This window comes from Bradyrhizobium sp. AUGA SZCCT0222, from assembly GCF_018130205.1.
In the GTDB taxonomy this organism is placed as follows: Bacteria; Pseudomonadota; Alphaproteobacteria; order Rhizobiales; family Xanthobacteraceae; genus Bradyrhizobium.
Window position 1 is genome coordinate 24,755 of the sequence record NZ_JAFCLX010000015.1, and the last position, 21,122, is coordinate 45,876.

20 protein-coding genes are annotated in these 21,122 nt (G+C 63.2%); 12 read left to right on the plus strand and 8 right to left on the minus strand.

Annotated features, from left to right (window positions below; translation table 11 throughout):
* The first annotated feature begins 53 nt into the window (after positions 1-53).
* The 3 genes from JQ629_RS15455 to JQ629_RS15465 all read left to right on the plus strand — a co-directional run bounded on the left by JQ629_RS15455 (position 54) and on the right by JQ629_RS15465 (position 2,638).
* Positions 54-1,001: a LysR substrate-binding domain-containing protein gene (locus JQ629_RS15455; protein WP_212413421.1), complete on the plus strand. Its 948-nt coding sequence runs from the start codon at positions 54-56 to the stop codon at positions 999-1,001.
* A gap of 132 nt (positions 1,002-1,133) precedes the next feature.
* Positions 1,134-1,973 carry a hypothetical protein gene (locus JQ629_RS15460; protein WP_212413422.1) on the plus strand — a complete coding sequence of 280 codons (840 nt, stop codon included), beginning with the start codon at positions 1,134-1,136 and terminating at the stop codon, positions 1,971-1,973.
* A gap of 68 nt (positions 1,974-2,041) precedes the next feature.
* Positions 2,042-2,638 (plus strand): glutathione S-transferase family protein, encoded by a 597-nt coding sequence (locus tag JQ629_RS15465; RefSeq protein WP_212210005.1) that lies wholly within the window; start codon positions 2,042-2,044, stop codon positions 2,636-2,638.
* A gap of 151 nt (positions 2,639-2,789) precedes the next feature.
* Here JQ629_RS15465 and fabB read toward each other — a convergent pair whose 3' ends face one another.
* Both fabB and fabA read right to left on the minus strand, forming a co-directional pair.
* On the minus strand, positions 2,790-4,013 hold the full coding sequence (fabB, locus tag JQ629_RS15470) for a beta-ketoacyl-ACP synthase I (protein WP_212264046.1): 1,224 nt from the start codon (positions 4,011-4,013) through the stop codon (positions 2,790-2,792).
* Positions 4,014-4,091: 78 nt separating this feature from the next.
* Positions 4,092-4,619, minus strand: coding sequence for a 3-hydroxyacyl-[acyl-carrier-protein] dehydratase FabA (gene fabA / locus JQ629_RS15475; RefSeq protein ID WP_192736260.1), 528 nt, complete (start codon positions 4,617-4,619; stop codon positions 4,092-4,094).
* Positions 4,620-5,015: 396 nt separating this feature from the next.
* Here fabA and irrA point away from each other — a divergent pair, with 396 nt between their 5' ends.
* Positions 5,016-5,471 (plus strand): iron response transcriptional regulator IrrA, encoded by a 456-nt coding sequence (irrA, locus tag JQ629_RS15480; protein WP_502753054.1) that lies wholly within the window; start codon positions 5,016-5,018, stop codon positions 5,469-5,471.
* A 150-nt stretch (positions 5,472-5,621) separates the two neighbouring features.
* Here the strand turns inward: irrA and JQ629_RS15485 are convergent, their stop codons facing one another.
* Positions 5,622-6,149 carry an SH3 domain-containing protein gene (locus JQ629_RS15485; RefSeq protein WP_192736259.1) on the minus strand — a complete coding sequence of 176 codons (528 nt, stop codon included), beginning with the start codon at positions 6,147-6,149 and terminating at the stop codon, positions 5,622-5,624.
* A gap of 416 nt (positions 6,150-6,565) precedes the next feature.
* Between JQ629_RS15485 and JQ629_RS15490 the strand changes: the two genes are divergently transcribed.
* On the plus strand, positions 6,566-7,567 hold the full coding sequence (locus tag JQ629_RS15490) for a 2-hydroxyacid dehydrogenase (RefSeq protein ID WP_212264048.1): 1,002 nt from the start codon (positions 6,566-6,568) through the stop codon (positions 7,565-7,567).
* A 19-nt stretch (positions 7,568-7,586) separates the two neighbouring features.
* On the plus strand, positions 7,587-8,264 hold the full coding sequence (locus tag JQ629_RS15495; protein ID WP_212413423.1) for a nucleoside/nucleotide kinase family protein: 678 nt from the start codon (positions 7,587-7,589) through the stop codon (positions 8,262-8,264).
* Here the strand turns inward: JQ629_RS15495 and JQ629_RS15500 are convergent.
* Positions 8,253-9,182, minus strand: a complete 930-nt coding sequence (locus JQ629_RS15500) for a LysR family transcriptional regulator (protein WP_212413424.1) — start codon at positions 9,180-9,182, stop codon at positions 8,253-8,255. The two genes, JQ629_RS15495 and JQ629_RS15500, sit on opposite strands and share 12 nt — an antisense overlap.
* Positions 9,183-9,303: 121 nt before the next feature.
* Here JQ629_RS15500 and JQ629_RS15505 point away from each other — a divergent pair, with 121 nt between their 5' ends.
* The 3 genes from JQ629_RS15505 to JQ629_RS15515 all read left to right on the plus strand — a co-directional run bounded on the left by JQ629_RS15505 (position 9,304) and on the right by JQ629_RS15515 (position 11,216).
* Positions 9,304-10,305 (plus strand): aldo/keto reductase, encoded by a 1,002-nt coding sequence (locus tag JQ629_RS15505; RefSeq protein ID WP_212413425.1) that lies wholly within the window; start codon positions 9,304-9,306, stop codon positions 10,303-10,305.
* Positions 10,306-10,451: 146 nt separating this feature from the next.
* Positions 10,452-10,664: a hypothetical protein gene (locus tag JQ629_RS15510; protein WP_192736254.1), complete on the plus strand. Its 213-nt coding sequence runs from the start codon at positions 10,452-10,454 to the stop codon at positions 10,662-10,664.
* Between the two features lie 117 nt (positions 10,665-10,781).
* The gene (locus tag JQ629_RS15515; RefSeq protein WP_192736253.1) at positions 10,782-11,216 is read left to right on the plus strand and encodes a hypothetical protein; all 435 of its coding nucleotides are present in this window, start codon (positions 10,782-10,784) and stop codon (positions 11,214-11,216) included.
* 19 nt (positions 11,217-11,235) lie between these two features.
* On the opposite strand, the gene JQ629_RS15520 is transcribed toward JQ629_RS15515, so the two are convergent.
* Entirely contained in the window at positions 11,236-12,036 is an 801-nt protein-coding gene (locus tag JQ629_RS15520) for a HesA/MoeB/ThiF family protein (protein WP_212413426.1), read from the minus strand.
* A 136-nt stretch (positions 12,037-12,172) separates the two neighbouring features.
* Between JQ629_RS15520 and JQ629_RS15525 the strand changes: the two genes are divergently transcribed.
* Positions 12,173-13,546, plus strand: a complete 1,374-nt coding sequence (locus JQ629_RS15525; RefSeq protein ID WP_212413427.1) for a serine protease — start codon at positions 12,173-12,175, stop codon at positions 13,544-13,546.
* A 187-nt stretch (positions 13,547-13,733) separates the two neighbouring features.
* Here JQ629_RS15525 and JQ629_RS15530 read toward each other — a convergent pair whose 3' ends face one another.
* The 3 genes from JQ629_RS15530 to mutM all read right to left on the minus strand — a co-directional run bounded on the left by JQ629_RS15530 (position 13,734) and on the right by mutM (position 18,664).
* Entirely contained in the window at positions 13,734-15,836 is a 2,103-nt protein-coding gene (locus tag JQ629_RS15530) for a HAMP domain-containing methyl-accepting chemotaxis protein (protein WP_212413428.1), read from the minus strand.
* Between the two features lie 207 nt (positions 15,837-16,043).
* Positions 16,044-17,723 (minus strand): gamma-glutamyltransferase, encoded by a 1,680-nt coding sequence (gene ggt / locus JQ629_RS15535; protein ID WP_212413429.1) that lies wholly within the window; start codon positions 17,721-17,723, stop codon positions 16,044-16,046.
* A 47-nt stretch (positions 17,724-17,770) separates the two neighbouring features.
* On the minus strand, positions 17,771-18,664 hold the full coding sequence (gene mutM / locus JQ629_RS15540; RefSeq protein WP_212413430.1) for a bifunctional DNA-formamidopyrimidine glycosylase/DNA-(apurinic or apyrimidinic site) lyase: 894 nt from the start codon (positions 18,662-18,664) through the stop codon (positions 17,771-17,773).
* Positions 18,665-18,743: 79 nt separating this feature from the next.
* Between mutM and ubiE the strand changes: the two genes are divergently transcribed.
* Positions 18,744-19,505, plus strand: coding sequence for a bifunctional demethylmenaquinone methyltransferase/2-methoxy-6-polyprenyl-1,4-benzoquinol methylase UbiE (gene ubiE, locus JQ629_RS15545; RefSeq protein WP_212413431.1), 762 nt, complete (start codon positions 18,744-18,746; stop codon positions 19,503-19,505).
* Positions 19,502-21,076, plus strand: a complete 1,575-nt coding sequence (ubiB, locus tag JQ629_RS15550; protein WP_212413432.1) for a 2-polyprenylphenol 6-hydroxylase — start codon at positions 19,502-19,504, stop codon at positions 21,074-21,076. Before ubiE ends, ubiB begins: the two co-directional genes overlap by 4 nt.
* Positions 21,077-21,122 lie beyond the last annotated feature (46 nt).

The window sequence follows — 21,122 nt, forward strand, 5'->3', positions numbered from 1 at the left end:
CGCTTTCCATCAGGGGAAGTTGATTTTAATGATCGAACCGATAAGATATTCTGATGATTCAGATGACGCTCAGACAGCTTCGTTATTTTGATGCGCTGGCCCGTCACGGCCACTTCGGGCGCGCGGCGGAAGCCTGCTCGATCTCGCAGCCGGCCCTGTCGATGCAAATCAAGGAAATGGAGCAAGCGCTCGGCGGCGCGCTGCTGGAACGAAGCGCGCGACAGATCACGCTGACGAAATTCGGCGAAGAGATCGTCCAGCGTGTCCGCGACATCCTGCGCTCGGTCGATGAACTCGGCGACTTCGCACGCGCGGCACAGGACCGGCTTGCCGGCCGGCTGCGCATCGGCATGATCCCGACCATCGCGCCTTACCTTTTGCCGAAAGTGATCGAGAACCTCGCGCGCATGCATCCGGAACTCGACATCCACGTGCGCGAGACGCTGACGCCGAAGCTGATCAAGGAGGTGGTCGAGGGCCGGCTCGATACGGCGATCGTGGCATTGCCGGTATCGGAGCCATCGCTGACCGAGGTGGCGTGCTTTTCCGAGAATTTCCTGCTGGTGCGGCCAGGCGAGGACGAGGGCACGCCGGTGCCGAGCCACGAGACGCTGCGCGAGATGCGGCTATTGCTGCTCGAAGAGGGACATTGTTTCCGCGACCAGGCGCTGTCGTTCTGCAACATGCAATCGCCGCCGCGCGAGGTGCTGGACGCAAGCTCGCTGTCGACGCTCGTTCAGATGGTCGGCGCCGGCATCGGCGTCACCCTGATTCCGGAAATGGCGGTCACGGTGGAAACCCGCTCGGCGTCGGTCTCGGTCGCGCGGTTCAGCAATCCGCAACCGTCGCGGACCATCGGCATGGTCTGGCGCAAGACAAGCCCGCTGGCCGCACAGCTGCAGCAAATCTCGGAAGTGGTCTGCCTCGCCGCCGATGCCTTGCGCGAACAGCGCAAGGTGAAACCCTCGTTGCGGCGGCAAGCCACCGGCCGCAACCGATAACGCCGATCATCCGTCCGGTCCGCGCAGAACGTGCGGCACGATAGACACGCCGCGGCGAAACAACTTGCGGATGCTCCCGGTGCATTCTAGTTAGACGCAACCCTGCACGCCAATCTCCCGTCCCGAGTTTTCATGATCCGCGCCCTCGCCGCTGCACTCGTACTGTCCGGTTTCATCGCTTCCGCATCGGCGCAAGCCCAGCCAGCGCCGCCAGTAGCCGCGTCCACCGGAACTTCCGCGCCCAAGCCTGTCGCGAAGAAACCTGCGGCGAAGGCCAAGACCAGCGCGAAACCGGCCGCGCCGACAGCAAGCGGGCCTTGCCGAATCGGCGTCATTCCGGTGGTCGGTGACCAGTTCGCGGTTCAGAAAATAGGCCTCACGATATTCAACATCGAGTATGCGGATGTAGCGATCGAAGCCTGGGGCTTGGACGATCTCGTGGTCGCGCGTGTCCGCGCCGCCGCGGGTTCCGGCACAGGCGTGAAGCGAATAGCGTACCCGAAGGAAGCGTTTAGGCCTTACGACCATCCTGCGCCGGCGCTGTTTCGAAATCCCGAGAGCGAGCTAACCACCATCGTGCGGCAAATCACGGCGAACGCCGGTTGCGAGAGTTATATGACCGTTACCAAGTTTCCCGGCAAGTTGGAGGGCACCAACCAAACTCTGCGCGGCATCGGCGTGTACAATCGGAGCATCGGCAGCCTGATCGGGCATACCCGTCTGTTCGCCAACGTCCAGGTGACGATGTTTGACGGACAAACTTACGCGATCCGCAAACAGCCTATTAATATTGATCTCGGAGCGGCGCTTGCGAGCGGGTTCGGGGTTGAGAACCCGTTGACCAAACTCGACAACGCCGCGTTTCCGGAACCGGCGGCGGGCGCGGCGAGCAGCGCGGCGTTGCGGGATGGTACCCGGGCATTGCTTGTCGCGCGTCTCGACAAAATTCTGCCACCTCTGCTCGGGCAATAGCGCAAAGTTATTGCGCAACTGACCGGTCTGCGCACACATACACGGATCAACCATAACGGGATTTCGCCATGATGCAGCTTTATTGGTCGCCCCGCTCGCGTTCGTTTTCCTCGCTGTGGCTGTTCGAAGAGACCGGGCAACCCTATGAACGCGTGCTGACGGACATCTCGACCGGCGCACAGCGCAAGCTCGAATATCTGGCGATCAATCCGATGGGCAAGGTGCCGGCGCTCCGGGATGGCGAGGCCACGCTTGCCGAAGCCGCTGCGATCGCGGCCTATGTCGCCGAGCGCTATCCGGAAGCGAAGCTGGCGCCGCCGCTCGGAGATCCGCTGCGCGCAAAGTATCTCTACTGGCTGTTCTTCAGCCCAGGTTGTATCGAGCCTGCGATCGTGCAGCTCGCGACCAAGATCGAAATGAATCCGGTCGCGGCAGGCTGGGGTGATTCGCAACGCGTGATCGACGTGCTCGATAACGCGCTGGAGAAAGGTCCGTGGATTCTCGGCGACAATTTTTCTGCTGCCGACATTATCATTGGCTCCGGGCTGAATTTCGCCGTGCGGCTGTTCAAGATGGTGCCGTCGCGGCCGTCGTTCGACGCCTATATTGACCGATGCGCGGCGCGGCCGGCGTTCCAGCGCGCAGAGAAGATCGCGGCGGGATAGGCGTTCACGACTGTCGTCACCGGCGAAAGCGGGTGACCCAGTATTCCCGAGATATCAGTAATTGAATCGAGAAGCCGCGGCGTACTGGATGCCCCGCTGGAGCCTGTCATCGGGCGGCCATTCGGCCGACCCGGTGGCGGGGCATGACAAATCACGCATCCATGCGCTTGAACACCAGCGTGGCGTTGGTGCCGCCGAAACCGAACGAGTTCGACAGCACGGTGCCGAGCTTGGCGTTGTCGATGCGCTTGCGCACGATCGGCATGTCGGCGAACACCGGGTCGAGCTCGGTGATGTTGGCGCTCTCGCACACAAAACCGTTGTTCATCATCAGCAGCGAATAGATCGCCTCCTGAACGCCGGTGGCACCGAGCGAATGTCCGGTCAGCGCCTTGGTCGCCGAGATCGGCGGGCATTTTTCGCCGGTGCCGAACACCTTGCGAATCGCCTCGATCTCGGGCGGATCGCCGGCGGGCGTCGAGGTGGCGTGCGGATTGATGTAGTCGATCGGCGTCTTCACGGTCTCCATCGCCATCCGCATGCAGCGCTCGGCGCCTTCGCCCGAGGGCGCCACCATGTCGTAGCCATCAGACGTCGCGCCATAGCCGACCACTTCGGCATAGATGCGCGCGCCGCGCGCCTTGGCGTGTTCGAGTTCTTCCAGCACCACCACGCCGGCGCCACCCGCAATGACGAAGCCGTCGCGGCTGACGTCATAGGGACGCGACGCGGTGGCGGGCGTGGCGTTGTATTTCGAGGACATCGCGCCCATGGCGTCGAACAGCACCGACAGCGACCAGTCGAGTTCCTCGCAGCCGCCGGCGAAGATCACATCCTGCTTGCCGATCTGGATCGTCTCATAGGCATTGCCGATGCAATGGTTGGACGTCGCGCAGGCCGACGAGATCGAATAGTTCACGCCCTTGATCTTGAACCAGGTCGCCAGCGTGGCTGAGGCGGTCGACGACATCGCCTTCGGCACCGCGAACGGCCCCACGCGTTTGGGACCCTTGGTCCTGGTGATATCGGCGGCTTCGACGATGGTGCGCGCGGACGGTCCGCCGGAGCCCATGATGATGCCGGTACGGACGTCGGAAACCTCGGTCGGGCTGAGACCGGAATCCTGGATCGCCTGCTCCATCGCGATGTGATTCCACGCCGCGCCCTCGCCGAGAAAGCGCATCGCGCGCCGGTCGATGACATCGGCGGGATTGAGGGACGGAGCGCCCTGCACCTGCGAGCGGAAGCCGAGTTCGGCGTATTTTTCCGCGCGCGTGATCCCCGATTTCGCCTCATGAAGGCTCGCAAGCACTTCCTGGGTGTTATTTCCGATGGATGAGACGATGCCCATCCCCGTGATGACAACCCGCCTCATGATCGCCTCGTCCTGTCGTTTGCGTTTTGTGTGATGGCCGCCGTCAAACCGAATGCCGCCTATTGGAGAGCGGGTAACTTACGCTCCCGGCAATGCGGCACCCTGCTTTAACAGCCCCACCCTCAGATCCTTCGCGCGATAGATAATCTCGCCGTCGGCCGAAAGCCAGCCGTCGGCGATACCCAGCCAGAGCTTTAGACGCATCACGCGCTTGATATCGACGTTGTACACAATCTTGCGGACATTCGGCATCACTTGACCGGAGAACTTCAGTTCGCCGAGGCCCAACGCCCGTCCGCGGCCCTCGCCGCCGGTCCAGCCGAGATAAAAGCCGACCATCTGCCACAGCGCGTCGAGGCCGAGACAGCCCGGCATCACCGGATCGCCTTTGAAATGGCAGCCGAAGAACCAGAGATCCGGGTTCACGTCGAGTTCGGCGCGAACGATGCCCTTGCCGTATTCCCCGCCGGTTTCGGAAATTTCGGTGATGCGATCGAACATCAGCATCGGCGGCAGCGGCAATTGCGCATTTCCCGGGCCGAATAGCTCGCCACGGCCGCACGCCAGCAAATCCTCGTATTCGTAACCGCCGCGGCGATCCAGCATCGTTTCAGCCTCTCTAAGATGTCCCGCAAAAGTATCCTGGTCGCGCTTTCGAGCGAACCGGACCGGTTTCCCGCGGAAGAATGTCTGTTTCCCGCAAACTGGCGCTACTTGGGGTGCCACCGGCAAATGTCCCTGCCGAATATGCATATGTGGTCCGCGCGCTCTGTAACATAGGCCTTGGCGGGCGGCAAAGCACTGGATAGTGCCTAAAAGCACCCTGCCCCATCGCGGGTTCCGCCTTAACCTTGGGATCGTTCTAGTTGCGAAAAACTTGCATCTAAAGGATTTCCTTTTATATTGGGCAAGAATATTGCCCAAGTTTGTCAGCGTGGTACCGAAGTGGAAATGAACGACCAGGTCTCGACTGTGAACGACGACGCCGCTGACTTAGCCGCGATGAATCCGGCCGCCCATGTCGCCGGACATCAACCGGCGTTGACCGGCTGTCCCTGGCATGACGTCAACGAAATGCTGCAAGCTGCCGGCCTGCGGCCGACCCGCCAGCGCATGGCGCTCGGCTGGCTGCTGTTCGGCAAGGGCGCGCGGCATCTGACCGCTGAAATGCTGTACGAGGAAGCGACGCTGGCCAAGGTGCCGGTCTCGCTCGCCACCGTCTACAACACCCTCAACCAGCTCACCGATGCCGGCCTGCTGCGCCAGGTCAGCGTCGACGGCACCAAGACCTATTTCGACACCAACGTGACGGCGCATCACCACTTCTATCTCGAGAACAACCACGAGCTGGTCGACATTCCCGATCCGCATCTGGTGCTGTCGCGGATGCCCGACGTGCCGGAAGGTTACGAAATCGCCCGCGTCGACATGGTCGTGCGGCTGCGCAAGAAGCGCTGATTGTCGTCCCGGCGAAGGCCGGGACCCATAACCACAAATGTTTGTTGTTGAGGGAAGGCGTCTAGCTGACTGCCTTATCGAGGGCCGCGGCGTATGGGTCCCGGCCTTCGCCGGGACGACGTAAGAATTGTTGCTCGCCGCGAACCTACCTCAATCTACCTTCTCGTCGGCGTAGACGCCCCACAGCCGCTGCTGTTCGATCCAGCCGTCAAATCCGTTGCCGATCACGCGGCACCAGCCGGCCGCGCATTTCTTGACCTGGGCGACGACGCCGGCCTGCAGGCGCGCGGCGACCGCGCTGGACGGATCGGCGCGATCGTAGAGCGGCGCGAGTTCGTCCTTGGTCTTCATGGTGACGACGGCGGTGCGGCGGCCCGACAGCAGGGAATGATAGACCCAGCCCTCGGCGCCTTCGGAATCGCGCACCCGACGCCAGTTCTCGAATTCAGCTGTTATTTCGACCGGCAGGCCGGAACGGGTGTAAACCCAGGCGACGTCATTGTCCTTGGTCGGACCGGCCCTGACATTCACATGATCTGATTTGAGGCTGACATAACGCGGCACCGGGAGGCCGCTGGTGGTGGAGCCTGCTTCCTTGGCTGAAAAACCTGTGCTGACCGACGCACCCAGCATGCACCCTGCCAGCACCGCCATCGAACAGAAACGCCCCAACGCCATCAACTCGTCTCCTGCCGAGAACCTCTCAACTCGAATTCTTCGAGTTGAAACAATCCACTCAACGCCTGAAACCCAAGACCCTTAAACCTGAGTCCCCCTGTGCCCGCCTTGGTCGCAACTCGGATTGTCGTTCCCGAGGGGTTCTTGTCTTGGCCCGGCCTTCTGCTAGAGAGGACGGAACGCTTGAGAACCAGAACGCCCGAATTTCCCAGATTACCTTGACCCTTCCCTTGGCAACCCCGAGGTAAGGATCGGGGAACCCGAGGAAGCGCTAAGGAAACCTAAGGAAACGACCAGGTAGCCGTTCGAACCGCGCAGCGAATGCAGTGTCGAACAACCAGGTTAATGAGGCCTCAACGGCGAAGCTTCTGACTCGTCAAAAGGTTGGGCGAGCCATTGCCTCATGAGAGCAGGACATGTCGGTTAAGAAAAAGCCTCTCGTCGTCGTCACCCGCAAACTCCCGGACTCGATCGAGACCCGGATGCGCGAACTGTTCGATGCGCGGTTAAATCTCGACGATACGCCGATGACGCCGGAACAGATCGCCGAGGCGGTCCGTACCGCCGACGTGCTGGTGCCGACCGTGACCGACCTGGTCAACGAGGAAATTCTCAAGCAGCCCGACTGCAAGTTGCGGATGATCGCCAATTTCGGCAATGGCGTCGACAATATCGACGTCACGGCGGCGCATGCGCGCGGCATCACCGTGACCAACACGCCGAAAGTTTTGACCGAAGACACCGCCGACATGACCATGGCGCTGATTCTCGCGGTGCCGCGGCGGCTGATCGAGGGCGCCTCGATTCTCACCGACGGCAAGCACTGGCCGGGCTGGTCGCCGACCTGGATGCTCGGTCATCGCATCGGCGGCAAACGCCTCGGCATTATCGGCATGGGCCGCATCGGCCAGGCGGTGGCGCGCCGGGCCCGCGCCTTCGGCCTGCAGATCCACTATCACAACCGCCGTCCCGTCGCGCCCGTGATCGCCGACGAATTGGGCGCGACCTACTGGGAAAGCCTCGACCAGATGCTGGCGCGGATGGACATCATCTCGGTGAACTGTCCGCACACCCCGGCGACGTTCCACCTGCTGTCGGCGCGGCGCTTAAAACTGATCCGGAAAGAGGCTTATATCGTCAACACCGCGCGCGGCGAGGTGATCGACGAGGACACGCTGATCAAGCTGATCGAAGGTGGCGAGATCGGCGGCGCCGGGCTCGACGTCTACGAGCATGAGCCCGCCGTCAATCCAAAACTGGTTCGGCTGGCCAAGGCCGGCAAGGTCACGCTGCTGCCGCACATGGGCTCGGCCACGATCGAAGGCCGTGTCGAGATGGGCGAGAAGGTGATCATCAATATCAGGACCTTCCTCGACAACCACAAGCCGCCGGACCGCGTGCTGCCCAGCATGCTGTGAGGCGGCCACCGAGGATGATGTGAGCGAAGCCCACGCATCGCTGCTGAACCGTCTCGCCGCCACCATCGTCGCACTACATCCCACGCGGATTATCCGCGTCGCGATCGATGGCGTCGATGGCGCGGGAAAGACCACGCTGGCGGACGCGTTGGCGCCGCTCGTGGCAGCACAAGGCCGCCCGACGATCCGCGCTTCCGTCGATGATTTCCATCATCCACGCTCGGTACGATACGCGCGTGGCCGGTATTCACCTGATGGCTTTTTTCTCGACTCGTACGACTACGATTCATTTCGGACGCTGTTGCTCGATCCCTTGAGTCCCGGTGGCTCCGGTCGATACGTCGCAAGGCGTTTTGATCTCGACAACGACCGGCCGTTCGAACCGGTCACGCAGCAGGCGCCGCCAACCGCCGCGCTGATCGTTGACGGCATCTTCCTGCACCGCCCCGAGCTTCGGGCCTGTTGGGACCTCTCGATATTTCTGAAGGTCGGCTTCAATGTCTCCGTGCCGCGCGGCGCGCAGCGGAGCCGGGATTGTGGCGCGTCCGATCCTGCTGCGCTGCCGAACCAGCGTTATGTCGGCGGCCAGCAGCGATATCTGCGTGAGTGCGCCCCGGAAGAACATGCCGATATTGTCATCGGCTACAATGATCTGCGAGAGCCAAAAATACTGAAGTGGCGTGCTTCACCCAGTTGAGCCGCCCCGGCCCTTCCGCCTCTCCTGCTTGCGCCATTCCCCGACAAACGAGACGAACGCGCCCAGCGCCGGCGGCGGCTGGCGGCGGCTCGGGTAGTACAGAAACGGTCCGGGAAACGGCGCGCACCAGTCGTCGAGCACGCTGACCAGCGCACCCGATTTGATGCCAAAGCGTACATAACCTTCAAACGTCAACCAGAAGCCGATCCCATCATGGACGGCGCGCAGCGCGAGGCCGAGATAGGTCGCGACCAGTTTTGCCGGCGGCGAAACCACCACGACACGTCCCGCCTTCTCGAATTCCCAATCCAGCATGGCGCCGCTGCCGAACCGGGTGCGGATGCAGGCGTGATCGAGCAGATCCTTCGGCTGCATCGGCTTGCCGTGTCGCGCCACATATTCCTTCGATGCCACCACCGCGTAGCGCTGCGGCGCCCCGAGCGAAACCGCAATCATGTCCTGTGCCAGATGCTCGCCGTAGCGCACGCCGGCGTCGAAGCCGCCAGCGACGATATCGACGAATGCACTCTCGCCGACGATCTCCAGTTCGATCTGCGGATACTTTGCAAGAAACGGCGCGACCATAGGCGCCAGCACCAGATCGATCGCGGGCGGCGGCGCATTGATCCGCAAGCGGCCTGAAGGCACGCCGCGCAGGCCGCGCACCTGATCCAGCGCGTCGCCGACATCCGACATCGCCGGCCCGACCCGGGCCAGCAGCAGCTCGCCGGCTTCGGTTAGCGCAACGCTGCGGGTGGTGCGGTTCATCAGGCGGACGCCAAGCCGCTCCTCCATGTCGCGCAGCCGCTGGCTGAGACTCGAGACGGAGACGCGCTGCTCGATCGCGGCGCGCCGGAAATTCCTGGTGCGCGCCACGGCGACGAAGGCATCGAGATCGCGGAGATCAACATCGTTCATTGTTCGGTATACTGAACAAGCTATTTAGCATTGTCCAGCTTATCGCTCTAATCGCGATCGGCGATACCAGCCTCGTCAACCCGGCGCGGGAATCCCCGCCGCCAATACGAGGAGCACCACCATGGAACACCGCAAACTCGGCAAAACCGGCCCCGACGTCGCCGCCATCGGTCTCGGCTGCATGGGCATGTCGGACTTTTATGGTCCGGCCGACCGCGGCGAGAGCATCGCGACCATCCGCGCCGCGCTCGACGCCGGAATCACCCTGCTCGACACCGGCGATTTCTATGGCATCGGCCATAATGAACTGCTGATCCGCGAGGCGCTCGCCGGCCGCAGCCGCGACAATCTGCAGATCAGCGTCAAATTCGGCGCGCTGCGCGATCCGGCGCGCGGTTTCATCGGGATGGACTGCCGCCCGGCGGCGGTGAAGAATTTCATCGCCTATTCGCTGCAGCGGCTCGGCGTCGATCACATCGACATCTACCGGCCGGCGCGGCTCGATCCGGCGGTGCCGATCGAAGACACGGTCGGCGCCATCGCCGACATGATCAAGGCCGGCTATGTCAGGCATATCGGCCTGTCCGAAGTCGGCTCCGACACCATCCGCCGCGCCCATGCCGTGCATCCGATCGCCGATTTGCAGATCGAATATTCGCTGATCTCGCGCGACATCGAGGCCGACATTCTGTCGACCTGCCGCGAACTCGGCATCGGTATCACGGCTTATGGCGTGCTGTCGCGCGGCCTGATCAGCGGACACTGGTCGAAAGACAAGTCCGGCGGACAGGACTTCCGGCAGATGACCCCGCGTTTCCAGGGCGCCAATCTCGACGCCAATCTGGCGCTGGTCGAGCCGCTGCGCGAGGTCGCCGCCGATCTCGGCGTATCGGTGGCGCAGGTCGCGATTGCCTGGGTGGCGGCGCAGGGCAATGACATCGTGCCGCTGGTCGGCGCCCGCCGCCGCGACCGGCTGACCGAAGCGCTTGGCGCGCTCGATGTGAAGCTCTCGGCGGCGCATCTGGACAAGCTCGCGAAGGCATTCCCGCCGGATGCAGCCGCCGGCACGCGTTATGCGGCGGAGCAAATGGCGCATCTGGACAGCGAGAAGAAGCGGGCCTGAACGCAACCGCACGAGTTCCTCGCGCCCCCACTCGCCGGGGCGCGAGGGTTCCGTGAGCAAAATCACGGTAACTCATCCAATCTGTCCCTAGCCTCCTGTAGCAGCCGAAGCGGATGGCCCCTTCGTCTCGCGACAGGAGAAGACAGATGAAGAAGTCAGACATTAACGCAGTCGAGCCTGCGAAGCCCGCGCTCGAAGCACCGGTCCAGCTCACCCCGGAGCAGCTTGAAATCGTCGCAGCCGGTTTCAGGGCTGCGATCAACCGCGGATCGCTGGGCGATATCATCAAGGATATCACCATCTTCGGCAGATTTCCGACGCCGACGATGCCGGTACCCACAAAGACGGTTCTATTCTGAGTCGATCAAGAGACGAGATGGTGTTCGGCGCGTCGTGCGTCGGACGCCATCCCGGACGCCTTTTCATTTCAGGATAGACGCAGCTCACCCGGCACGCGCAGCGAGATAGAGGGATTCATGTCCAAGGATTTAAAGAAGCAGATCGACTGCCCGAGTTCGCAGGCGACCGACGAGGGCGCCCGAATCTTCGGCGTAATCACCGGTACGCCGGAGCAGCACCGGGTCGGATATCTCACCGAGACCGTGCCAATCTCCGAACAGGTCCTTGCCCTTGCGGGAGATGCCAAGCCCACGGAACTGTTCCGCATCGCGGCACCCTGCGCGGGCGCCAGCGGCGGCTGCAAGCATTTCAAGGGCAACACCTGCAGTCTGGCCAAAAGGATCGTTGAAGGCGTTCCGGCTGTCGTGAACGCGCTTCCCGCCTGCGAGATTCGCCCCACCTGCCGCTGGTTCCGTCAGGAAGGCAAAGAGGCCTGCTTCCGTTGCCCGCAGGTCATGACGGACAAATCAAACGCGTCTGACTACGAGAAGCAGATTGCCGACATCGACTGACGCGGACGTCGGCCAGGCATCATTGATGCGCACTTAGATCAGTGATCGTGGGCGCATCACCATTGAGCGGGTTCGCTGGATCGCGCCGGTAGCGCAGGGTCTCGAACCTCATCGCGCGGGCGTCCACCATCACCAGCCGCCCGACCAGGCTGTCGCCGAAGCCGACGATTTCGCGAATCGCTTCCAGCGCCATCATCGATCCCAGCATGCCCGCGAGAGCGCCCATCACGCCGGCCTCGGCGCAGGCCGGCACCGTGCCCGGCGGCGGCGCCTCTGGAAACAGACAGCGATAGGTCGGATTGAACTCGCCGTCGGCGTCCCGCTCATGGGCGCGGACCGTGGTCAGCGATCCGTCGAACTGACCGAGCGCCGCCGTGATCAGCGGCTTGGCCGCGAGGAAGCAGGCGTCGGAAACCAGATAGCGGGTTTCGAAATTATCTGACCCGTCGAGCACCAGATCATAACCGCCGATCAGCGACATCGCGTTGCCAGCATCGAGGCGAACGGCATGCGCCTCGAAGTTGACGTGCGGGTTGAGCGCGTCGATCTGCTGCGCGGCGCTATCGACCTTGCGCTTGCCGATATCGGGCGTGGTGTGGATGATCTGGCGCTGCAAATTGGACAGCGAGACAATATCGTCGTCGACCACGCCGAGCGTGCCGATGCCGGCGGCGGCGAGATACATCAGGACCGGGGCGCCGAGACCGCCGGCGCCGATCACCAGCACGGACGCCTCCTTCAGGGCGGTCTGGCCGGGGCCGCCGACCTCGCGCAGCACGATGTGGCGGGCATAGCGTTCAAGTTCGTCGGCGGTCAGCATCGTCGGTCTATTCCCATGCGCCGTTCCGTGAACCGGGGCGCTGTTGTTGCTGACCAAGCAGATGTGCTTAATTGACCCGAGGTCAATGATCGCTCCAATATTCCCTCCCGATTCCGAATATTCCCTGGGATTTGTCATGAGATCGGTGTTTTCAGCAACAATGATGGTCTCGGCCGCCATTTTCGCGAGCCTGGGATCGTCAGCTCAGGCCCAGTTGACGCCGCCCTCCACGGCCGGCGCCAAGCCGAAGCCGGTCGCGACGGTGCCGATCCGGCCCGCGCTGCAAAAGCCCGAGGAAACCGCCAACGCGCTGTCGCAGGCCGAACGGCTGGCGCTGCAATCCGACCTCGCCTGGGTTGGCCAGTACAATGGCGCGATCACCGGCGACGTCAGCGAGCGCATGGTCAAGGCGATCAAGGAATTCCAGAAGAGCCGCGGGGCCAAGGAGACTGGCGTGCTCAATCCGCAGGAGCGCGGCATCCTCGCCGACACCGCCAGGAAGCGGCAGGAAAATGTCGGCTGGAAGATCGCCACCGATCCCGGCACCGGCGTACGGCTCGGCATTCCCACCAAGCTGGTGCCGCAGCAGGCCAGCGACGCCAACGGCACCAAATGGACGTCGCCGACCGGAACCATCCAGATCCAACTGGCGCGGCGCAAGGAAGCCAATCCGACCACGGCAAAACTCGCCGAGCTGGAAAAGAAGGAAGCCCAGCGCAAGATCGATTACACGGTGGTGAAGCCGGACTTCTTCGTGCTGTCCGGCCTGCAAGGCCTGAAGAAGTTCTATTTGCGCGGCACCTTCAAGGGCGATGAAGTCCGCATCCTCACCATCCTCTACGATCAGGCCACGGAAAATACCGTGGAGCCGGTGGTGATCGCAATGTCGAGCGCATTCAACGCGTTTCCAACCGGCCCGCAGGTCGCGGGACCCCCGCCGCGCAAGACCGTGGAATATGGTACCGGCGTCGTGGTCAGCGACGACGGCGCGATCCTGACCGACCGCCAGATCACCGACGGCTGCGTCGCGGTCGCGATCGCCGGCTTCGGCAATGCCGACCGTGTGGCCGAGGACAAGGAGCACGATCTCGCTTTGCTGCGCATCTATGGCGCGCGCGGACTGAAGCCACTCAACCTCGCGAGCCCGGCCTCGAAGACGGCGCTCGACCTGACCGGCATTGCCGATCCTCAGAACCAGGGCGGCGGCGGCGCCGTCAGCAGCGTCAGGGCCTCGGTCGCACAGCTTGGCGGCAGCAGTGACGTCGCGTTGTCGCCGCCGCCCGCGCTCGGCTTTTCCGGCGCGGCCGCGCTCGACGGCGACGGCAAATTCGCCGGCATCGCGCTGCTGAAGCCGGTGGTCGTTGCAGGTCCGGCGAACGGCGCCGCACAGGCGGTGCTGGTGACATCGGATGCCGTGCGCGATTTCCTCAAGGCCAATGGCGTCACTGGCGCCAGCGGATCACCGGACGCAAAAGCATCCGTGGTGCGTGTGATCTGCGTGCGGAAATAAGCAGACGACGTCATTGCGGGACCGAAGCCATTCCGTTCCGATTGAATCGGAACGGAGCTCTGGATTCTCGTTCTGACGCGTTTTCCTGACGCGAACCGGTATCCATCCCGCATCAAGTGCGGGACAGGCTTTCACTGGAAAACGCTTTAGCCTCCCCGGTTGCGCGGAGAGGCCGATCGGTTGCGGATCAGGCAGCCTTGATGTTGCTGAGGAAGGTTTCGACATGGCTTCGCATTGTCTCGGACTGCCGAGACAATTCGCTGGAGGCCTGCAGCACCTGGTGCGCGGCAGCACCGGTGTCGCCGGCGGCTTGCTGAACGCCACTCACGTTCGACGAGATTTCGCCGGTGCCGAGCGCCGCCTGCTGCACGTTGCGGGCGATCTCCTGAGTCGCCGAGCCCTGTTCTTCCACGGCACCCGCAATCGCGGAGGCGATCTCGCTCATTTCGTTGATGGTCGCGGATATCCCCTTGATGGCAGCGACGGCTTCGCTCGATGAAGCCTGGATTGACGAGACCTGCGTGCTGATTTGGTCCGTTGCTTTCGCGGTCTGTTCGGCGAGGCTCTTGACCTCGGCCGCCACCACCGCGAAGCCGCGGCCGGCCTCACCGGCGCGCGCCGCCTCGATCGTCGCATTGAGCGCCAGCAGATTGGTCTGGCTGGCGATCTCGCTGATCAGCTTGACGACATCGCCGATGCCGGCGGCGTCCTTGAACAGGCCCTGCACCGTCGCGTTGGTGCGATCGGCTTCGCCTACGGCCTTCTGCGCGATCGAGGCCGACTGCGCGACCTGACGGCTGATCTCGGTAACGGAACTGGCCAGTTCCTCCGACGCAGCCGCGACGGTTTGTACGTTCGTCGAAGCCTCCTCGGTCGCAGCCGCCACCGCGGTCGCCTGGTTGCTGGTCTCCTCCGCCGTCGCCGTCATTGACGACGCGGTCGCCTGCAGTTCGGTCGATGCCGACGCCACCGACCTCAGCACCGTAGATATGTTGGCATCGAAGGTCTGGGTCAGATCATTGACCCGCGCCGCCCGCGCCACGCGCGCGCTGATGGCTTCGGCTTCCTTTTCGGCGAGCTCCTTGGCCTTGATCATGTTCTCCTTGAAGATCAGGACCGCCCGCGCCATCAGGCCGATTTCGTCCTTCTTGTCGGTCGCCGGGATCGCGACCGAATGATCGCCGCCGGCAAGCTGGCCCATGGCGCCGACCATCTTCAGAATCGGCGGCACGATCGAACGGTTGGTCAGATACACGACAGTTGCCGCAACGCCGATGCCGACACCGAGCAGCACCCAGAGCAGCGTCATCAGGAAACTGGTTTCAGCGAGAACCGCCGCGCCGTCGCGTTTCAGATTGTCCTGCTGGCGCGCGACCATCCCGCCGGAACGCGATCCGGTGGCGTCCTTTGTTCCCGCGAAGATATCGAGCAGTTTGTTGGCGCGGGGAGCCGCCTCGTTGGTCAGGAACCACTGCGCCATGTTCCAGCGGTCCGAGGCCCGGATCTCGAACATCTTCTGCGGCATCGGCGCGAACTTGGCGCGGGCATCGACCAGCGCGTCAAACGCCTTCTGCTGCTCGCTTGTCATTTCCGCGCGTCGCTTCGAGAGCGCCTCGAACTTTGTCTGGTTGAGCGCCCAGAGATCCTCAAACTCCTTCTTGAAGGCCATGTCCGCGGTCAGCAGATAGGCGCGGATCGCGCCGATTGCCATCGCCATACTGCCGCGCATATCTGCAAAACCGATCAACAGGCTCTTGCGCGCATCCGTCGAAGCAATGCCGCCCTCCTCGTCGATGATCGACGTCGCCTTTTGCAGCATGAGTTTCGCCAGCGGCGCGGCCTCGGTGGCGAGAATCTTTGCTGCGGGCTGCTCGTCGATGGTGTGGGCAATTGCTTCGGCCTTGTCCTGCGCGCTGCGCAGTTCGTCGAGCAGTGGCTTGGCCTGCTTCCAGTCCGCCTTGTTCTGTTCGGAGGACCAACGCGTTGAGAGGCCATCCATCTCGGCGCCATGGCGCTGAATGTCTTTCCAGAGCAACACGCGCTCGGCCTTGAATGTGTCGTTGCCGGTGATCAGCCAGCCGCGCAGTGAAGCGAGCGAGGCATAAACCCCGGCCACCACATCATTCGCGGCCATCGCGGTCGGCACGCGAAGATTGACGGTCCGCTCGGTGGATTCGTTGACGTTGCCAACTTTGACGATGGTGATGACGACAACGCATGCAAGCAATGCGCAGATCACGCTGAAGCCCAAGATCAGACGCCCACGAATATTCAACTTCAGAATTGCCATGGCGAACCCCCTCCAGGATGCAGGCTGACAACAACCGTCGACGCATCAGGGTGGGCGTTAACCATGAAGAATGGAGAAACAGGCTGCCCGTACTAGTACGCAATTTCCTGCCGCGACGACGGAATCGCACGCGGATATCGCGCCGTTTTTCAACCACAACGAAGCTGCGGCAATCTTCGCTGCCGAGAAATTGCGTCCACCGATTTGCTACGCCAGCCCGAACCTCACACCGGCGCGCGCGAGGCCGCCTGCGATGCCGATCGGTGTGCCGTCGGCGCGCCAGCAGGCTGCGCCCGACATCCGGCCGTCGTCGTGGAATTGAATGGCATTCATGCCACCGGCCACCGTCGGCACCGCCTGCACTCTGTGGCCCATCGAAGTGAGTTTGGCACGAACGCTTTCCGGCACCGCCGATTCCACTTCGAGGGCATTGCCCTCGGTCCAGACCCGCGGCGCCTCGACGGCTTCCTGCAGGCTCATGCCATGGTCGATCAGATTGATCAGCGCCTGCATCGCGCTCGGAAAGATCCGCTTTCCACCGGGCAGGCCGAGCGCATAGACCAGCTTGCCGTCGCGCAGCGCCATCATTGGCGACATCGAGGTGGTGACGCGCTTGCCCGGCGCCAGTGACAACGCGTGACCGGGCCGGGGATCATAGAGGTTCATGTAGTTGTTCGGCACGGTGCCGAGACCGGGGATCATGATCTTGGCGCCGAACAGATTATTGATGGTCTGCGTGGTCGCGACCACATTCCCGAACGCATCCGCCGCCGTCATATGCGTGGTGTGCGCGCCTTCGAGCTGCGCGACGCCGGCGCCCCATTGCTGCGCGCGGCCGGGATCGATCGCGCGGCGGCGTTCCCCGGCATAGGCCTTCGACGTCAGCCGCTCCACCGGCACATTGATGAAATCAGGATCGCCGCTGGCGGCCGCGCGATCGGCAAAAGCGATCTTCAGCACTTCGGCGAGGTAGTGGATCGTTTCCGCTGAGCTGAATCCAAGGCGTGCGATATCGTAGCCTTCCAGAATGTTGAGCGTCTGCGCGATGTGCACGCCGGAGGCCGCGGGCGGTGGCGGTCCCTGAATTTCCCAGCCGCGATAATCGGCGCGGATCGGCTGGCGCTCGACGGTCCTGTAGGTGGTGAGGTCTTCACGGCTGATGAAGCCGCCATGCGCTTTCATGTAGTCGACCAGGATATCGCCGAGCGGTCCCTGGTACAGCGCTGCTGCGCCGTGCTGCGAAATGTGAGTCAGCGTCTCCGCATATTCCGACTGCACCACGCGCTCGCCGGCCTTCAGCGGAGTTCCCTTCGGCAGATAGACCGCCGAGATCGCCTTGTCCTTCAACATCTCCGCCGCGCTGTCACTGATGCACTCGTGCAGATAGGGCGTCGCGGCATAGCCGCGCGAGGCGTGCTTGATCGCAGGCTGCATCACGTCGGCAAGGCTCATGGTGCCGAACCTTTGCAGCGTCTCGCACCAGGCTTTCAGCGAGCCCGGTGTCGCCACCGCTTTCGGGCCGTGGAGGTTTTCGGCGCCGACCGTATCGAACACGTCATGCGCCGAACCCGGTTTCGATCTGAAGGTGTCGGGACGGACCGACAGCGGCACGGTGCTCTGGCCGTCGATGAAGCGATGGCTGCCGTCGGCGAGGCGAATATGTGCCATGCCGCCGCCGATGATGCCGACCATCATCGGCTCGACCACCGTCAGCGTGAACAGCGTCGCGATCGCCGCATCGATGGCGTTGCCGCCGGCCGCCAGCATCTCGGCGCCCGCGCTCGAGGCCAGCGGATGATTGCTCACCACCATGCCGCGGCTGGAAGTCGCCGGCTGCTTCTGACATTGAAAATTGATGGCCGCGCGATCCCGCCAGTTGCTGGTCATGTTGTTTCCCGTTTCTTTGTTGTTCTGCGGCTGGGGCGTTGCGCGTTTTACTTCTGGCATTTCGGGCACCAGAAGGTCGAGCGGCCGTTCTGGACGAAGCGCCGCACGACGCCGCCACAGCGCGCGGTCTGGCATTTCTCGCCCTCGCAGTCATAGACCTGGAACGAGTGCTGGAAATAGCCGAGTTCGCCCGAGGTCTGGCGATGGTCGCTGATCGAGGAGCCGCCGGCCTTGATCGCCTGGTTCAAGACATCGTGGATCGAGCCGACCAGGCGCTTGGCGTGGTCGGTCGGCTCGGCTTTCTTCGTCGCCAGCGTCGCAGCCAGCCGGCGCGGCGACAGATGGGCGCGATAAAGCGCTTCGCAGACATAGATGTTGCCAAGTCCCGCCACCACGCGCTGGTCGAGCAAGGCGGCCTTCAGGCTGGTCTTCTTGTTGTGACAGGATTGCGCCAGCATTGACGCGTCAAATTCATTGCCGAGCGGCTCGGGACCGAGCCCTTTCAGCAGCGGCTCCTCCTCCAGCGCGTTGCGGGCGATAATCTTCATGTAACCGAAGCGGCGCGGATCGTTGAACACGACAGAGGCGCCCGACGACATGTGGAACACGACGTGATCATGGGCACGGTCTTCGCTGCGCGGGAGATGGAATTGGCCAGGTGTGTTCTTGCTCGTGCTGTTGGCGCCGTTTTCCAGCACGCGAAACGAGCCCGACATGCCCAGATGCATCAGCAGCACGTCGCCCGAGGTCAGGTCCGCCATCAGATATTTGGCGCGGCGGCCAAGGCCGGTCACGGTCTGGCCCTCCAGCCGCGCGATAAAGTCTTTTTGAAAGGGAAACCGCAGATCTTTCCGCCGGGCTTCCGCCTTGACGATTTTTGAGCCCTCCATGGCGGGTTGCAGGCCGCGGCGGACGGTCTCAACTTCGGGTAATTCAGGCATGCAGCTATTCACCTTATGAAGGTGACGTGATAGCGCCATTGCGGCGGGCGCGCTATGGTCAGGCCATGGAGATAAGTTGATGGATCGGCCGGACCAAACGACGCATTTTGGCTTCAGGGACGTCCCCCTTGGGGACAAGCAGACGCTGGTGAACGACGTGTTTCACAGCGTGGCGTCGCGCTATGATTTGATGAACGATCTGATGTCGGCGGGCCTGCACCGGGTCTGGAAAGACATCATGATCAATAAGCTCAATCCGCCGAAGGGCGATGCGCCATTCGCGCTGCTGGATGTTGCCGGCGGCACCGGCGATATCGCGTTTCGCGCCGCCAAGGCGGCAGGCACCGGCTTCCGCGCCACGGTCTGCGACATCAATACCGACATGCTCGACGTCGGCCGCAACCGCGCGATTGCGCGGCATCTCGACCAGCAGGTTTCGTTCGTCGAGGGCAACGCCGAGGCGCTGGAATTTCCGGATCGCGCGTTTGACGCCTATACGATCGCGTTCGGCATCCGCAACGTGCCGCGGATCGATGCCGCGCTGAAGCAAGCCTACCGCGTGCTGAGACCCGGCAGCAGATTCCTGTGCCTGGAATTCTCCGCCGTCGATGTGCCCGGGCTCGACCGACTCTATGACTTCTTCTCGTTCAAGGTGATCCCGCCGCTCGGCCGCGCCGTGACCGGCGACGCCGACTCCTACCAATACCTCGTTGAATCAATCCGGAAATTTCCGAGGCCCAACGCCTTTGCCGAGATGATCAGCACCGCCGGCTTCTCGCGGGTGAAATGGGAAAGCCTCTCCGGCGGTATCGTGGCGCTGCATTCGGGCTGGCGTTTGTGATTTCTGCGACGACCCACATCGCGCGGCTTGTCCGCGCCGGCTTTGTGTTCGCACGCGAGGGCGTGTTCGGCGTTGTCGATCCGAGCTTGGTGCCGCCACCCGGCCAACTTGCGCTCAAGCTGGCGCGGATCATCGAGCGGCCCGGCGCCAAATCCGGCCCACGGCTGTCGCGGGCGCTGACCCGGCTCGGCCCCGCCTATCTCAAGCTCGGACAATTCCTGGCGACACGGCCCGACGTGGTCGGCGTTGCGATGGCGCGGGATCTGGAAGCGTTGCAGGATCGGCTGCCGCCGTTTTCGCAAAGCGAGGCCGAGGCCGTCATTGCCACATCGCTGGAACGCCCTGTAGCACAGGCGTTTGCGAGCTTCGGGCCGTCGGTTGCCGCAGCTTCGATCGCGCAGGTTCATCGCGGCGAGACCGAGCGCGATGGCGTGCGCAAGGCCGTCGCCGTCAAGGTGCTGCGACCGAACGTCGCCGCACGTTTCCGCCGCGACCTCGCCGATTTCTTTTTCGTCGCGAATAATGCGGAAGCGCATTCGGCTGAAGCGCGCCGGCTGCGGCTGATCGAGGTCATCAACACGATGTCGCGCTCGGTCGCGATGGAGATGGACTTGCGGCTGGAAGCGGCCGCGATGTCCGAGATGGCGGAGAACACGCGCGACGATCCGGATTTCCGCGTGCCGGCGGTGGATTGGGACCGCACCACCCACAACGTACTGACGATGGAGTGGATCGACGGCATCGCGCTCAACGACCACGCGCGCCTCGCACAATCGCAGATCGACCTGCCCGATCTCGGGCGCAAGGTGATCCAGAGTTTCCTGCGCCACGCGCTGCGCGATGGCTTCTTTCATGCCGACATGCATCCCGGCAATCTGTTCCTCGATGAGGCCGGTCGCCTGGTCGCCGTCGATTTCGGCATCATGGGCCGGCTTGGCCTGAAGGAGCGTCGCTTCCTCGCCGAAATTCTTCTGGGTTTCATTACCCGCGACTACCGCCGCGTCGCCGAGGTGCATTTCGAGGCCGGCTATGTGCCCGGCCATCACTCGGTCGAGAATTTCGCGCAGGCGATCCGCGCCATCGGCGAGCCGATCCACAACCGCATCGCCGAAGACATCTCGATGGCGAAGCTGTTGACCTTGCTGCTCGAGGTCACCGGGCTGTTCGACATGCAGACCCGCCCCGAACTGATCCTGCTGCAAAAGACCATGGTGGTGGTCGAGGGCGTGGCGCGCGGTTTCGATCCCAAGCTCGATATCTGGAAGGTCGCCGATCCCGTGGTGCGCGAATGGATCGAGCGCAATCTCGGCCCGATCGGACGTATCCAGGGCGCGGTGTCCGGCGCGGGCGATCTTGGCCGCGTGCTGGCAGGCCTGCCGGCAATTGCCACGCGCTCGGTGGCGGTGCTGGAGCAGCTGGAGAAGATGACCCGGGAGGGCGTCACACTGTCGGCGGAGACGATTGCGGCGCTGGGCAGGGCCGAGGGGCGCAAGAGCCGCTGGCGCACCGTGGCGCTCTGGATCATCGCGGTGACGTTTATCGGGATTCTGGTGGCCGTCCGGCAAATGTGATTGCAATGCATGCATTGTATGCTAGCATTGACATCATGTCTGCCTG

What these genes read in the sequence shown, in the direction of transcription:
- JQ629_RS15455 (WP_212413421.1), top strand. Translation starts at nt 54, where the DNA reads ATGATTCAGATGACGCTCAGACAGCTTCGTTATTTTGATGCGCTGGCC.
- JQ629_RS15460 (WP_212413422.1), top strand. Translation starts at nt 1,134, where the DNA reads ATGATCCGCGCCCTCGCCGCTGCACTCGTACTGTCCGGTTTCATCGCT.
- JQ629_RS15465 (WP_212210005.1), top strand. Translation starts at nt 2,042, where the DNA reads ATGATGCAGCTTTATTGGTCGCCCCGCTCGCGTTCGTTTTCCTCGCTG.
- fabB (WP_212264046.1), bottom strand. Translation starts at nt 4,013, where the DNA reads ATGAGGCGGGTTGTCATCACGGGGATGGGCATCGTCTCATCCATCGGA.
- fabA (WP_192736260.1), bottom strand. Translation starts at nt 4,619, where the DNA reads ATGCTGGATCGCCGCGGCGGTTACGAATACGAGGATTTGCTGGCGTGC.
- irrA (WP_502753054.1), top strand. Translation starts at nt 5,016, where the DNA reads ATGAATCCGGCCGCCCATGTCGCCGGACATCAACCGGCGTTGACCGGC.
- JQ629_RS15485 (WP_192736259.1), bottom strand. Translation starts at nt 6,149, where the DNA reads ATGGCGTTGGGGCGTTTCTGTTCGATGGCGGTGCTGGCAGGGTGCATG.
- JQ629_RS15490 (WP_212264048.1), top strand. Translation starts at nt 6,566, where the DNA reads ATGTCGGTTAAGAAAAAGCCTCTCGTCGTCGTCACCCGCAAACTCCCG.
- JQ629_RS15500 (WP_212413424.1), bottom strand. Translation starts at nt 9,182, where the DNA reads ATGAACGATGTTGATCTCCGCGATCTCGATGCCTTCGTCGCCGTGGCG.
- JQ629_RS15505 (WP_212413425.1), top strand. Translation starts at nt 9,304, where the DNA reads ATGGAACACCGCAAACTCGGCAAAACCGGCCCCGACGTCGCCGCCATC.
- JQ629_RS15510 (WP_192736254.1), top strand. Translation starts at nt 10,452, where the DNA reads ATGAAGAAGTCAGACATTAACGCAGTCGAGCCTGCGAAGCCCGCGCTC.
- JQ629_RS15515 (WP_192736253.1), top strand. Translation starts at nt 10,782, where the DNA reads ATGTCCAAGGATTTAAAGAAGCAGATCGACTGCCCGAGTTCGCAGGCG.
- JQ629_RS15520 (WP_212413426.1), bottom strand. Translation starts at nt 12,036, where the DNA reads ATGCTGACCGCCGACGAACTTGAACGCTATGCCCGCCACATCGTGCTG.
- JQ629_RS15525 (WP_212413427.1), top strand. Translation starts at nt 12,173, where the DNA reads ATGAGATCGGTGTTTTCAGCAACAATGATGGTCTCGGCCGCCATTTTC.
- JQ629_RS15530 (WP_212413428.1), bottom strand. Translation starts at nt 15,836, where the DNA reads ATGGCAATTCTGAAGTTGAATATTCGTGGGCGTCTGATCTTGGGCTTC.
- ggt (WP_212413429.1), bottom strand. Translation starts at nt 17,723, where the DNA reads ATGACCAGCAACTGGCGGGATCGCGCGGCCATCAATTTTCAATGTCAG.
- mutM (WP_212413430.1), bottom strand. Translation starts at nt 18,664, where the DNA reads ATGCCTGAATTACCCGAAGTTGAGACCGTCCGCCGCGGCCTGCAACCC.
- ubiE (WP_212413431.1), top strand. Translation starts at nt 18,744, where the DNA reads ATGGATCGGCCGGACCAAACGACGCATTTTGGCTTCAGGGACGTCCCC.